The organism is Rhodococcus sp. YH3-3 (assembly GCF_001653035.1).
In the GTDB taxonomy this organism is placed as follows: domain Bacteria; phylum Actinomycetota; class Actinomycetes; order Mycobacteriales; family Mycobacteriaceae; genus Rhodococcus_F; species Rhodococcus_F qingshengii.
Genome location: NZ_BCWH01000002.1, coordinates 984,984 through 997,443 on the forward strand (window position 1 = coordinate 984,984; position 12,460 = coordinate 997,443).

14 protein-coding genes are annotated in these 12,460 nt (G+C 63.2%); 9 read left to right on the forward strand and 5 right to left on the reverse strand.

What is annotated here, in order from left to right:
• Positions 1-111: 111 nt before the first annotated feature.
• Entirely contained in the window at positions 112-702 is a 591-nt protein-coding gene (locus YH3_RS17405; protein WP_030535226.1) for a TetR/AcrR family transcriptional regulator, read from the forward strand.
• Here the strand turns inward: YH3_RS17405 and YH3_RS17410 are convergent.
• Positions 638-1,762: an alpha/beta hydrolase gene (locus YH3_RS17410; protein WP_238592633.1), complete on the reverse strand. Its 1,125-nt coding sequence runs from the start codon at positions 1,760-1,762 to the stop codon at positions 638-640. The two genes, YH3_RS17405 and YH3_RS17410, sit on opposite strands and share 65 nt — an antisense overlap.
• A gap of 19 nt (positions 1,763-1,781) precedes the next feature.
• Between YH3_RS17410 and YH3_RS17415 the strand changes: the two genes are divergently transcribed.
• The 3 genes from YH3_RS17415 to YH3_RS17425 are packed head-to-tail and all read left to right on the forward strand — an operon-like array spanning position 1,782 to position 3,804.
• A complete protein-coding gene (locus YH3_RS17415) occupies positions 1,782-2,546 on the forward strand; it encodes an MBL fold metallo-hydrolase (protein ID WP_064443771.1) in 765 nt (254 codons plus the stop codon).
• Positions 2,543-3,202 (forward strand): alpha/beta fold hydrolase, encoded by a 660-nt coding sequence (locus YH3_RS17420; protein WP_050654791.1) that lies wholly within the window; start codon positions 2,543-2,545, stop codon positions 3,200-3,202. Before YH3_RS17415 ends, YH3_RS17420 begins: the two co-directional genes overlap by 4 nt.
• A 50-nt stretch (positions 3,203-3,252) precedes the next feature.
• Positions 3,253-3,804, forward strand: coding sequence for an SRPBCC family protein (locus YH3_RS17425; RefSeq protein ID WP_064443772.1), 552 nt, complete (start codon positions 3,253-3,255; stop codon positions 3,802-3,804).
• Between the two features lie 4 nt (positions 3,805-3,808).
• On the opposite strand, the gene YH3_RS17430 is transcribed toward YH3_RS17425, so the two are convergent.
• On the reverse strand, positions 3,809-4,879 hold the full coding sequence (locus tag YH3_RS17430) for a LacI family DNA-binding transcriptional regulator (protein WP_042922299.1): 1,071 nt from the start codon (positions 4,877-4,879) through the stop codon (positions 3,809-3,811).
• A 159-nt stretch (positions 4,880-5,038) separates the two neighbouring features.
• On the opposite strand from YH3_RS17430, the gene YH3_RS17435 reads away from it, so the two are divergent.
• Both YH3_RS17435 and YH3_RS17440 read left to right on the forward strand, forming a co-directional pair.
• Entirely contained in the window at positions 5,039-6,211 is a 1,173-nt protein-coding gene (locus YH3_RS17435; protein WP_003939770.1) for an acyl-CoA dehydrogenase family protein, read from the forward strand.
• Positions 6,208-7,356: a CaiB/BaiF CoA-transferase family protein gene (locus tag YH3_RS17440; protein ID WP_064443773.1), complete on the forward strand. Its 1,149-nt coding sequence runs from the start codon at positions 6,208-6,210 to the stop codon at positions 7,354-7,356. Before YH3_RS17435 ends, YH3_RS17440 begins: the two co-directional genes overlap by 4 nt.
• 54 nt (positions 7,357-7,410) lie before the next feature.
• On the opposite strand, the gene YH3_RS17445 is transcribed toward YH3_RS17440, so the two are convergent.
• Complete coding sequence (locus YH3_RS17445; RefSeq protein WP_064443774.1) at positions 7,411-8,412, reverse strand: NADP-dependent oxidoreductase; 1,002 nt, start codon at positions 8,410-8,412, stop codon at positions 7,411-7,413.
• Positions 8,413-8,523: 111 nt separating this feature from the next.
• On the opposite strand from YH3_RS17445, the gene YH3_RS17450 reads away from it, so the two are divergent.
• Positions 8,524-9,447 carry an alpha/beta fold hydrolase gene (locus YH3_RS17450; RefSeq protein ID WP_058037741.1) on the forward strand — a complete coding sequence of 308 codons (924 nt, stop codon included), beginning with the start codon at positions 8,524-8,526 and terminating at the stop codon, positions 9,445-9,447.
• Complete coding sequence (locus YH3_RS17455) at positions 9,444-9,875, forward strand: nuclear transport factor 2 family protein (protein ID WP_003940510.1); 432 nt, start codon at positions 9,444-9,446, stop codon at positions 9,873-9,875. The genes YH3_RS17450 and YH3_RS17455 overlap by 4 nt, the downstream gene beginning before the upstream one ends.
• A gap of 18 nt (positions 9,876-9,893) precedes the next feature.
• Here YH3_RS17455 and YH3_RS17460 read toward each other — a convergent pair whose 3' ends face one another.
• The gene (locus tag YH3_RS17460; protein WP_064443775.1) at positions 9,894-10,667 is read right to left on the reverse strand and encodes an SDR family oxidoreductase; all 774 of its coding nucleotides are present in this window, start codon (positions 10,665-10,667) and stop codon (positions 9,894-9,896) included.
• A 209-nt stretch (positions 10,668-10,876) separates the two neighbouring features.
• On the opposite strand from YH3_RS17460, the gene YH3_RS17465 reads away from it, so the two are divergent.
• Complete coding sequence (locus tag YH3_RS17465) at positions 10,877-11,803, forward strand: hypothetical protein (RefSeq protein ID WP_064443776.1); 927 nt, start codon at positions 10,877-10,879, stop codon at positions 11,801-11,803.
• Here the strand turns inward: YH3_RS17465 and YH3_RS17470 are convergent.
• Entirely contained in the window at positions 11,791-12,402 is a 612-nt protein-coding gene (locus YH3_RS17470) for a phosphoribosylanthranilate isomerase (protein WP_042451422.1), read from the reverse strand. The genes YH3_RS17465 and YH3_RS17470 overlap by 13 nt on opposite strands.
• Between the last annotated feature and the right edge of the window lie 58 nt (positions 12,403-12,460).

The window sequence follows — 12,460 nt, forward strand, 5'->3', positions numbered from 1 at the left end:
TCTGAATAACGTGGGTACCCCAAATTTGGGTTTCGGGAGTGCGCCTGCGGTGCGCTTCCGGTATTCGGCTACCGTTGGAATCTCGATACTCAGAACCGCGAGGAGGTTCCGATGGCGCGATTGACCAGGCAGGAAGCGCAGGCGATGACCCGCGAGACCTTGTTGGCGACGGCCGTCGAACATTTCCTCGATCGCGGGTACGCCGCCGCGTCGCTCGATCAGATCGCTGAGGATGCCGGTTATTCCAAAGGTGCGGTGTACTCGAACTTCAAGAACAAGGACGAGTTGTGCGCCGAGGTGCTCGGCCGAATCAGGTTGACCAAGGTCGGCGAGATCACCTCACAGCTCGGAGCCAATTCGACGCTCGACGACGCGGTGGCCGAGTTCGCGCGATGGGCCGAGCGAACCATCGGGGACAAGAGATGGACGTTGCTCGAAGTCGAGTTCTCGGTGCGATCGCGGCACAGCGAAGAGATCCGCGAAAAGATCGCGACGGGTGCCGATCAGGTGCGCGGATTGATTGCCGGAGTGGTGCAACATCTTGCCGAGTCCAACGGCGTGACGCCGGCACTGGACCCGAACGCCGCGGCACTGCGCATACTCAGCGTCGGAATCGGTTTGGGGCTACAGCGTGCGATCAGCCCTGAGCTGCCGGTTGATCCGCTGGTGGATACGTTGCGGGAGATTTTGCTGGGTGGGTGAGTAGAACGCGGAGCATTCCGCCGATCTCGGCGACGGCGGTGCGCGAACCCACGCTCGGTCCCAGAACGTTGACGAAGCCGTGGATGAACCCGCGATAGCGTCGATCGGTCACGTGAACACCGTTGTCGCGCAATCGAGCTGCGTAGGCTTCGCCTTCGTCCCGGAGTGGATCGAATCCCGCCGTGATCACGATGGCCGGCGGCAGTCCGGCCGCGTCGGGGGCGCGTAGCGGCGACACCATCGGATCGAGTCGATCGGCATTGCTGCCGAGGAAGCTGGACTCGTAGAAGTTCATGTTGGCCTCGGTCAGGAAGAAACCTTCACCGAACGTCGTTCGCGAGGGGGCCTTCTCGTGAAAGTCGGTCGCGGGGTAGATCAACAGCTGCGCCGCCGGTGGGGTCTTGCCGTCGTCGCGGGCACGCAGCGCGACCGTTGCGGAAAGATGCCCGCCCGCGCTGTCGCCCCCGACAGCGATGCGCGTCGGGTCTGCGCAGAACTCGTCGGCGCGGTCGACGATATCGAGGTATGCGGCGTAGGCATCGTGTACCGGTGTGGGGAAAGCGAATTCGGGTGAGAGCCGGTAGTCGACCGAGATGACCCGTGCGCCGGAGGTTTCGGCCAACAGGCGGCACGGGGCATCGTGGGATTCGATGCTGCCCTGTACCCACCCGCCGCCGTGGAAGTAGACGAGCAGAGCGCCGGTGTCGGCTGTCGGGACGTAGAGCCGGGCGCGAAGCGGGCCGTCGGCACCCGAAACGGAGATCTCCTCGGTGTGGACGGGCGTGGGCCTGCCGCCCATCATGATCGCGGTTCGGGTGAGATTGGCGCGAGCAGCGGCGAGCGACTGGGGATCGGTTGAATGCGAGGGGAGTGGCCGCGTCTTCGCGAGCGTGAGCAGAAGGTGTGCGTCGGCGTCGAGCGTGTTGCCCTCGATGACGACGGGTGGTCCGGTGATTCGACGTTTCACCGCGCTGGGCAGTGCGAATGCGGCTGCCACCAAGGATGCTTCGGCGCGATCTCGAATGCTGCGGCTGCTGGCCTGCTTCACGGATTCCGACACGTGGCGCAGACTACCAAGCATGACTACTGCGGCACTGTCGATCACGCAGATCGAGAACACACATCTGGTTCGGTGCGGTCACGCCAATTGGGTCCTGGTCGAAGAGGGGTCCGATCTGACCTTGATCGACGGCGGATATCCGGCCAACGGCACCGACGTCGAACGCTCGATCGAACAGATCGGTCACCAGCTCGGGGATGTTCGGGCAATTCTCGTCACTCACGCGCACATCGATCACATCGGTGGGATCGCGGACATCGTGACTCGGCTCGAGGTTCCGGTCCTGATGGATCCGTTGGAAGTGCCGCATGCGAAGAGGGAGTATCTGCAACAGTTGTCGCCGGCCGGAGTTCCGTTGCTGTTGTGGCGGCGAGGTGCTCCGAAATGGCTTCGCGACGTGATCGGAGTCGGCGCGTTGAAAGGTGCGGAACTGCCTCGGGCACAGTCCTTTGCGTCCGGTGGTGCGCTGGACGTTCCCGGTCGGATCGTGCCGATTCCCACTCATGGGCATACCGACGGCCACAGCGCTTACCTTGTTCCCGACGCAGGAGTGATCGCGTCGGGTGACGCTCTGGTGACCGGACACGCGACGTCGAGCGTCGCCGGACCACAGTTTCTGGTGTGCCCCTTCAATCATGACCGTGAAGCGACCGACCAGGCGTTGGACAATATCGCCGCTGTACCTGCCGGCGTGCTGTTTCCCGGACACGGTCCGGTTTACGAGGGCAGCATGACTGCCGCGGTCGAACAGGCCCGAGCGGGTCGGACAAGGATGCGTCCATGACTACTGTCGAAACGGTCGACGAAGGTGCGGTGCACGGTTTCCTTCATCGACCTGCTTCTGTGTCCTTCGCGTCGCCCGTCGCCACGCTTGCACTGACTCACGGCGCAGGAAGTAACTGCGACACCGTGCTGTTGCGTGCTGTTGCCGACGGCTTTGCTGCTGCAGGAGTGCAAGTTCTGCGCTTCGATCTCGCGTTTCGGGTGCGTCGAGCTTCGGGGCCTCCGCATCCGTCGCGTGCTGCAGAGGATCGCGCGGGCATTGCCGAGGTGATTGCTGCTCTTCGCAAGGACTACTCGGTGCCCGGACCCGTTCTGCTCGGCGGACATTCGTACGGCGGTCGGCAGGCGTCGATGCTTGCGGCGGAGAACCCGGGACTTGTCGACGGCCTGGTCCTTCTCTCCTATCCACTGCATCCACCGAAGAAGCCCGAGAAGCTCAGAACCGAACACCTGCCCGACCTGAACACACCGACCGTTGTCGTCCACGGTTCGAAGGACGAGTTCGCGACAACGGAGGAGATGCGGGCAGCACTCGCCTTGATTCCCGCCGCGGCGCGTCTGGTGGAGTTCGAAGGAGCTCGACACGACTTGTCCGTGGTGAAATTTCCGGTGGTGGAGGAGACAGTCGCGGCCGCATCGGCGGTGTTTGCGTTCTGAACGCCCAGCGGGCGGTTGCTCGTGTCGGTGGTTCCTGGTGAGATCGAACCATGAGTGCCCAGCCGTATCAGCCCAGTGCCCTGTCCGACGTCACGGTGAGCGTCGACGGTGACGACACAGTCGTCAGCTTTCCTCGGGTTCTGCCGTATTCCGTCGAGAAGGTGTGGGAGGCGATCACCGACCCGGAGATGTTGGCGCAATGGACGCCGTACACCGCCGATCGGAATCTGAGCCGTACCGGTGATGCGGTGATCACCATGCTCACCGAGGACGGCGTCCCCGAAATGTCGCTGCCGGTCACCGTTCACGTCGTGGAGACCACTCGGCGGCTCGAACACGAGTGGGGCCCGGACGAATTGGTGTGGGACCTGACCCCGATCGAAGGCGGTACCCGCGTCGTGCTGACGCAGAGGTCGCGCGCCGAGGGGATGGCGTCGGCGCTCGCTGCGGGGTGGCATCTGTGCTTCGACGTACTCGATGCCCTTCTGGCAGGCGAGCCCTTCGGGCCGATCGTGGGTGAACGGGCGCGCGAGTACGGCTGGGACGCACTCAACTCCGGTTACGCGCGACAGTTGGGCATCGACGAATCTCAGGTCTGGTAGCTGCTCAGAGTTTGCGACTGGCAGGCTTTCTGGTGGAGGCTCGCGCGATCAGTTCGACGGGAAGCTTCACGGATTCGACGTTCTTGCCGGAGATCAGTGCGAGTAGGTGCTCGAGCCCGGTCGCGCCGATCTTTCGAGCGGGGGACCTGACCGTCGTCAGGGGCACCGGGAGTTGGGAGACAACCGGAATGTCGTTGTAGCCGACCAACGCAAGATCGTCGGGAATGCTCAACCCGAGATCACGGGCCACACCGAGTACGCCGATCGCGATGGTGTCGCTCACCGTGAAAACGGCGTCAGGGCGCGTGTTCCCGCTGAGCAGTGTCGCCGCCGCATCGACACCCCCTTGAACTTCGAACTCGGACGCCACTATTCGGTTCGGCGGCAGTTCCAGACCGGCTTCGGTCAGGGCATCGCGGAAACCCGCGACGCGTTCCCGCGACGTGCTGGCGTGATCCGGCCCCGCGATCACTCCGAGATCGCGATAGCCGCAGTCCAGTAGATGCTTCCCCGCGAGGTAGCCGCCGAGGCGGTCGTCGCCGCTGACAAAGGGAAGGCTTCGGTTGACGGATGACGTCGCCGAGTCGATGTGCCGGTTCAGCAGCAGGATCGGCAGTGAGCGCAGGGGGAGCGAGTCGACGAAATCGGTACCCGGCAGGTGGATGCTGCTCAGCATGAGACCGTCGACCTGTCGGCTCACCAGGAACTCGACCGCTTTGCGTTGCGCTTCCAGATCGTCGGGCGGGCTGGAGAGCAAGACGGAGTACCCGGCTGCGGTGGCGGCTTCCTCGATGCCTTGGAACATGGTGGCCACTACAACGTCTGTCAATCTCGGCATCACGACGCCGATGGTGGTGGTCTTGCGGGTACGAAGGCTGGCCGCCCACAGGTTCGGTTGGTAACCGAGTTCCTCGGCAACCTGACGAACTCGGAGTGCGGAGTCGGACCAACCGTCGGCGGGCTCGGGCTGACGGAGGACCCGCGACGCCGTCGAGATGTGGACCCCGGCCTGGTCGGCGATTTCGCGCAGCGTCGGCGGACGGCCGTTGCTGCGGTTCGACGGATCGGGCGTCATCTGCGTCGTGGCTCCTGGTGTGCGTCGGTTCTGAGTTGGTTCGGTGTCGGTCGGCAGTTCGGGGATTGACGGGTGCGCAACCGGGCTCTACTCTAGGCGATGCAAACGATTGCGCAATCGTTCTCGCAAAGGATTGCGCCCGAGAACACTGGAGGCCCCGTGACCACGCCGCAGTCCCTGTCCGAGCTTTTTGCCATCGACACCCTGCTGGACGCCGAGGAGATCGCGATCCGCGACACGGTCCGCAAGATGGTCGACGATCGCATTCGCCCGCACGTAGGTGAATGGTTCGAAGCGGCAGCACTGCCGGCTCGTGAGCTGGCCAAGGAACTGGGCGCGCTCGGCGTACTGGGCATGCACCTCGAGGGCTACGGCTGTGCCGGGATGAGCGCCACGGCGTACGGGTTGGCCTGCCAGGAACTCGAAGCTGTCGATTCGGGCATTCGCAGCCTCGTCTCGGTCCAGGGCTCGCTCGCCATGTTCGCGATCCACCACAACGGAAGTGAAGAGCAGAAGGAAGAATGGCTCCCGCGAATGGCGGCGGGTGAAGCCATCGGCTGCTTCGGTCTCACGGAACCCGATTTCGGATCCAACCCCGGCGGTATGCGAACCAACGCCAAGCGCGACGGCGACGACTGGATCCTCAACGGCACCAAGATGTGGATCACCAACGGCTCCATCGCGGACGTCGCCGTGGTCTGGGCTCGAACCGACGACGGCGTGCGCGGATTTGTCGTTCCCACCGACACTCCGGGATTCTCCGCCCCCGAGATCAAGAACAAGATGTCGCTCCGGGCGTCGGTCACCTCGGAACTGGTGCTCGAGGACGTGCGTCTGCCTGCCTCGGCGATGCTGCCCAAGGCTCGCGGACTGTCCGGCCCGCTCGGCTGCCTCAACGAGGCACGCTTCGGCATCATCTTCGGGGCAATGGGTGCAGCACGTGACTGCCTCGAGACTGCGATCTCATATGCACGTGATCGCAAGGTCTTCGACAAGTCGCTCGCCGCGTATCAGATCACCCAGGCCAAGATCGCCGACATGGCAGTCGAATTGGGCAAGGGGCAGTTGCTCGCCATCCACCTCGGGCGCCTCAAGGACGCCGGGACGGTTCGCCCCGAGCAGGTCAGCACCGGCAAGCTCAACAATGTCCGCGAGGCCATCAAGATCGCCCGTGAATGCCGAACCATTCTGGGCGCCAACGGCATCACGCTCGAGTACCCCGTGATCCGGCACGCCAACAACCTCGAATCCGTTCTCACCTACGAGGGCACGTCCGAGGTTCACCAGCTCGTGATCGGCCGCGCTCTCACCGGTGAAGAAGCTTTCCGGTGACGGCAGACGCTGTCGGAGCGCTCGACGGGTTGGTGATCGCTGATTTCGGCCGCGTCCTCGCCGGTCCGTACGCCACGATGATTCTCGCCGACCTGGGTGCCGAGGTCGTCAAGATCGAGCGGCCGGGTGTCGGGGACGACACTCGCAGCTGGGGCCCACCGTGGGTGGGGGACGAGTCGAGCTACTTTCTGTCGGTGAACCGCAACAAGAAGTCGGTCACTCTGGACCTGCGCGAGCGCGAGGATCTGGAGTGTGCACGCGAGCTGGTTCGCAATGCGGACGTCGTGGTGCAGAACTTCCTGCCGGGAACGATGGACCGTCTGGGGCTGGGCTACGACGCTGTCCGAGAAATGAATCCGCGTGCGGTCTACTGCTCGATCAGCGGCTTCGGTGGCAACAACTCTCTGCCGGGATACGACCTGTTGATTCAGGCGGTCGGCGGATTGATGAGTATCACCGGACCCGATCCCAAGACTCCCACCAAGGTCGGTGTCGCGGTGGTCGACGTCATCACCGGCCTGCATGCCAGCGTGGGAATCCTTGCAGCGCTGCGCCATCGCGATCGCACAGGCGAAGGGCAGCACGTCGAGGTCAATCTGTTGTCCTCGTTGCTGTCCGCACTGGCCAACCAGTCGTCCGGCTACGTGGCCGCGGGCGTGGTGCCGCAGGCAATGGGCAACCGGCATCCGAGCATCGCACCATACGAGGTATTCGACACCGCGGACCGTCCGCTGGTCCTCGCGGTCGGCAATGATCGGCAATTCAGTTCGTTGACAGAGGTTCTCGGAGTTTCCGAACTTGCCGCTGATGCGCGTTTCGCGTCCAACAGCGACAGGGTTGCGCATCGAGAAGAACTGTTCGACGCCGTCACTGCTGCATTGGCCAAGGGCTCTGCGGACTCGTGGTTCGAGGCACTGACCGAGCGAGGTGTTCCGTGTGGGCCTCTCAACGACATCGCCGACGCGATAGCGCTGGCGGAACGGCTGAATCTCGATCCGGTGGTGTCCATCGACGACCCGCGTCGCGATGCACCGACTCGGCAGGTAGCCAATCCGATTCGGATGAGCGGCACGCCGGCAACCTATCGGTCGGCCCCGCCGCGGTTGGGGGAGGACAGCGTTCCCACTCCGTCCGGAGTCAGTTGACCCAAGCGAATCGGCCACCGGAATACCGGTGGCCGATCTGCGTGTGTGGCCGACTCAGCTGACCTTCAAGACCAGCTTTCCGGTGTTCGCTCCGGCGAAGAGAAGATTGAGGCTGTCGCCGAACGCGTCGATACCGCCGTCGACGACGTGCTCGCGAGCAGTCAATTCGCCACTCTTGATCCACTTTCCGATCTGCTCTTGTGCTTCTGCGTAGCGATCGAGGTAGTCGAAGACCACGAAGCCGGCCATCGTGGCGCGGTTGACGAGAAGTGACAGGTAGTGAGCAGGGCCTGGCTGAGGTTCGGTGGCGTTGTAGCCCGCGATGGCGCCGCAGATGACCACCCGAGCGCCGAGGCGCAGACGGGAGAGAGCGGCGTCGAGAATTTCTCCGCCGACGTTGTCGAAGTACACGTCGATTCCGTCGGGAGCGTTGGACTTGAGCGCCTTGTATACGGATTCGTTCTTGTAGTCGATGGCGACATCGAAGCCGAGGTCCTCGGTGAGCCACGCGCACTTCTCCGGACCGCCGGCGATGCCGATGACCTTGCATCCGTGAAGCTTTGCGATCTGGCCGACCAGACTGCCGACCGCACCCGCGGCACCCGACACGACGACGGTGTCACCGTCTTTCAGCTTTCCGACGTCGAGCAATCCGAAATACGCAGTGACGCCGGGGAATCCGAGAGCGCCGAGCCAGGTCGGTAGGGGAGCGATCGATTCGTCGACCCGAGTGACGTCTGTACCGTCGGAAACGCCGTACTCGGAAGCGCCGAAGGATCCGGCCACGATGTCCCCGACCTGGTAATCGGGGTGCTGTGATTCGGTGATGCGTCCGACGCCGTGGGCGCGCATGACGGAACCGAGCTTGACCGGCGGAACGTACGACTTGACGTCGTTGAGCCAACCGCGCATCGCGGGGTCGAGGGAGAGGTATTCGACCTTGACGACAAACTCGCCCGGTCCGGCGGACGGGATCTCGGCATCGACGTATTCCCAGGTGGAAGCGTCGGGAAGTCCTTTCGGGCGGGCGGCGAGGCGTACTTGGCGGTTGGTCATCTCTCCCCTTCGGCGAAACGAATTGAACTTGAGGCCGGATTCAATATAGGTGATGGATCACGAACTGGGAAGAGTTGGATGAACCGATTGACGACTATGTATGTTCGATCGATGAGCAATGTGGTCGAAGACGCGCCTGGTTGGTTCACTCGGGCGTTGGCGGCGCCGGTCGAGACGGGGTCGGTGGAGGTCGAGGGTGCCTCGGTGCACTTTCGGGCTTGGGGGCCGGCGGGGCCGGGAATCGTGCTGATTCACGGCGGCGCCGCCCACAGTCGCTGGTGGGATCACATTGCGCCGCAGTTCGCCGAGGGGCGCCGCGTCGTCGCTCTCGACTTGACGGGCCACGGCGACAGTGACACTCGCGACGCCTACGCGATGTCCCAGTGGGCTCGCGAGGTGCTGGCGGCGGCCGAGGCCGGGGGAATCGACGGCAAGCCGATTCTGGTGGGGCACAGTATGGGTGGGATTGTTTCTTTCGTGGCCTCGCATCTGCATGGCGAACTGTTGGACGGGGTTGTCATCATCGATTCTCCGCTCAAGGCGCGTACGCCCGAAGAGGAGGCGGCTCGACGCCAGAATGCGTTCGGCCCCAAGAAGGTTTATCCCACCAGGGAAGACGCGATGGGCCGTTTCCGCTTCGTTCCGCCGCAGGATTCGGGTCTGCCTGCGGTGCGTGACCATGTGGCGGCCACGTCGATGGAGGAAGTCGAGGGCGGTTGGTCGTGGAAGTTCGATCCGAATTTCTTTCTCCGAGTAGGCGCCGAAGATGTCCTCGACAGCGAACCACGTTGCCGCGTAGCCTATTTCCGAGCCGAGAACGGCATCGTGTCCGATCGACTCATGGAGCACATGCGCGGATTGTTCGGAACGGAGGCCATCGTGGCGGAGATTCCCGAAGCCGGACATCACGTCATGATCGATCAGCCGTTGCAACTCGTGACCGGGGTGCGAACTGTGTTGAGTGCGTGGTCCGTCGCAAGTCAAGTGCCGGTAGATCAAGCGGCAGGAAACGTCGAGGGAAGGGTAGAAGCATGAGCACGGAATTGACGCTCGAACCGAAAGTCGAAGCTGCACTGAAGTTGTGGCACACCATGATCGAAACCGGCGATCTGTCGGCGCTACCGACGATCGTCGCGCCCGACGCGCAGTTCCGATCGCCCACGGGATTCAAGCCGTACCAGTCCGCGGATGCCGTTGTGCTCATTCTCAATACGGTGATCCAGGTGTTCGAGAACTTCGAGTACCACCGTCAGTTCGCCGGAGCCAACGGTCGACAGGTCGTGCTCGAATTCAGTGCGAACATCGGCGACAAGAGTCTCAAGGGAATCGACATGGTCGAATTCGACGAGGACGGCAAGATCGTCGATTTCGAGGTCATGGTGCGTCCGGCCAGCGGGCTCGCGGCTTTGGCTGCCGAAATGGGTAAGAGGCTCGGGCAGACGCTACCGACCTACAAAGCCTGAACTGAGTCCGGCCAAGGCTCAGTTCGTACTGAATCCGCCGTTGGAGTGAAGGAGTTGTCCCGTAATCCAGCCTCCGGCGTCGGACATCAGAAACCGGACGAGGTTTGCAGTGTCGCCGGGAGTACCCAGCCGGCCGGCAGGAGTCTGGAGGGTTGTGGCCTGTCTGATCTCGGGTGTCATCCATCCTGTGTCGATAGGTCCTGGGTTGACGACGTTGGCTCGTATGCCGCGTGATCCAAGTTCGACTGCGGCGGCGATGACGATGCGGTCGAGAGCGCCCTTGCTGGCCCCGTACGGAAGATTGTGGGCCGCATGGTCGCTGGTGAGTGCGATGATCCGCCCGGCCACCTGACTGACGTCGCGCTGTTCCGGAAGCCGTTCAGCGAACGCTTTGATCAGCAGCCAGGAGGCGCGAGCGTTGACGGCGAAATGTCGTTCCCAGCTCTCGACTGTGGTATCGAGGATCGAGCTGTCGACGCTTTCGCAATGTGAGAGCACCAGCCCACGGAGGTCGTTCCGCGCTGCGGCAGCGTCAACGAGATGATCGGCCACGTCGGGCGAGGCCAGATCTCCAGGAACGAGGTCGACACGGCTTCCGAGTGCGCGACACTTCTCGGCAATGTCTTGCGGATCGTGCGCTCCGCGCCCGAACCCGACGCGTTCGTCGTAAGGCTCCCAGTAGCCGATAGCCAGATCCCAACCATCCTCGGCAAGGCCCAATGCGAGGCTCGCTCCGATCGACTTGCTCCGACCGACACCGGTGATCAATACGGTCCCGCGCTTGTCAGACACTGCTCGCCTCCCGAGATGTCCTGCAATTCAAATGGGGTGAGGTCACTTCAGATGGAAGCATCACTGTAGCGGGCGAGCTGTCGCCTGTATCGAGCGAGCTGTCGCCGTGCCTCGACCTGACCAGTGTCTTGACACGGCGCTGGTCACAGCGTTTGACTGAGATGCAAGCTCGAGTTGATTCGCCGGACTGTGTCCCGGGAGGTTGACCTATGCGCGGCAATGGAATTGCAGGCAAGGCTTTCTCAAACGAGGGCTGTAGACGTGGACAAGAATCTCACCGAGCAAGGTCTCATCGCGGGACCGTCTCGGTTCTGGCTTTGGTTGGGGTGTGCGTACTTTCGTTTGCCACCACTCAGATGGCCGGCGCGCAACCCGTTGCAGACACAGTCGATACCGGGTTCGTGATCCCTTTTGCCGGGGCACCGGTCTACGAGAGCGTCGCGCCCACGCAGATGACTACTCCGGATCAACTCAACCAGCCACTCGGTCAGCAGACTGCGGAAGAGATTGCCGCGCAGATCGGACTCGAACCAGCCGACGCTTTGACCGAGGAGCAGTATCGCGATCTCATCTCCGGCGGAGGGGTCGGCGGAAATCGCGAGGACGCCGCGGTGATCGACGAATGCGCTCGGATTCTCACCAATACGAACGGGCGGCCCCTCTATTCCGGCACGACGCCGTCGGTTCTGGCCAGTTACGGGTTGTACGTGAATCCAGACGGATTGCTGGAGAGTCCGGCCAACGCGGATGCGCCGACGCGACAGGTGAATACGCTGATCGCCCCTGGCGGTTTCGTGGGCACCTGGTTGCGCAACAACGGTGCGACGCACACTCTGATTGCGCTCTATCAGTCGGCATACACGGTGCAGGCAGTCTACGGATTTGCAGCGCAACAGATTTCGGGAGCAGCGCAGCTGGTGACCAACACCAAAGGCAATGTGAGTTCGGAAGTCGGCATGTCGATGGCGCCGCCGCTCTGGATAGTGAACTTCGCACTGCTCTACATCTTGAAGCCGTCACTGGCGGCGGCCATGCCTGCGAACTGGGCTCCCATTCCGCCGGCCGTTGCCGACGCCGTGAAAGCGAGTCCCACCGGTCAAGTCGCTTTCAGTGACTACGCGTCCTATTTCGAGTGATCGGTCTGCCGGACAGCGCTGACGAACTTCTCGATCAACGTGTGGTCCTTGACGCCGCGGGAGGATTCGACGCCGCTGGAGACGTCGACGCCCCAGGCGCCGGTGGCATCGAGTGCGTCGCGAACGTTGTCCGGGGACAGTCCGCCCGCCAGGATCCACTGGCCTTGCGGGCGCGATTGCTGTTGGGCCCAGTTCCACGGCACCCCTGATCCGGCGTCTGCGCCGTCGATCAGGAGTTCGTCCTCGCCGAGGTCGAGATTGTAACCGTCGCGGACGTTGCTGGAGACGACCGCGCGGATGACGGTGAGGCCGGCATCGTGCAGCCGCTGCACTTGCTCGGCGTCGACAAGATCGTGAACCTGTACGGTGCGAAGCCCGGTGATCTTCGCGATCTCGAGGATCTGTCCGATCGGGTTGCCGAGAAAGACTCCGATTGCACGGATGTGATCGGGAACTCGCGCGAGCAGAGCGACTGCGAGTGTGGGGTCGACTTTGCGGACGCTCTCGGCGAAGACGAAACCGATGGCGTCGACGCCCAGGCCCACCGTGAGGTCGACCGTGTCAACGTCGCGTAGGCCACAGACCTTGATGAATGTCACCTGATACAGAGTACTAGCGTCGTCGTCTAGCCTCGTGCGTGCGACATTTCTACGCGCG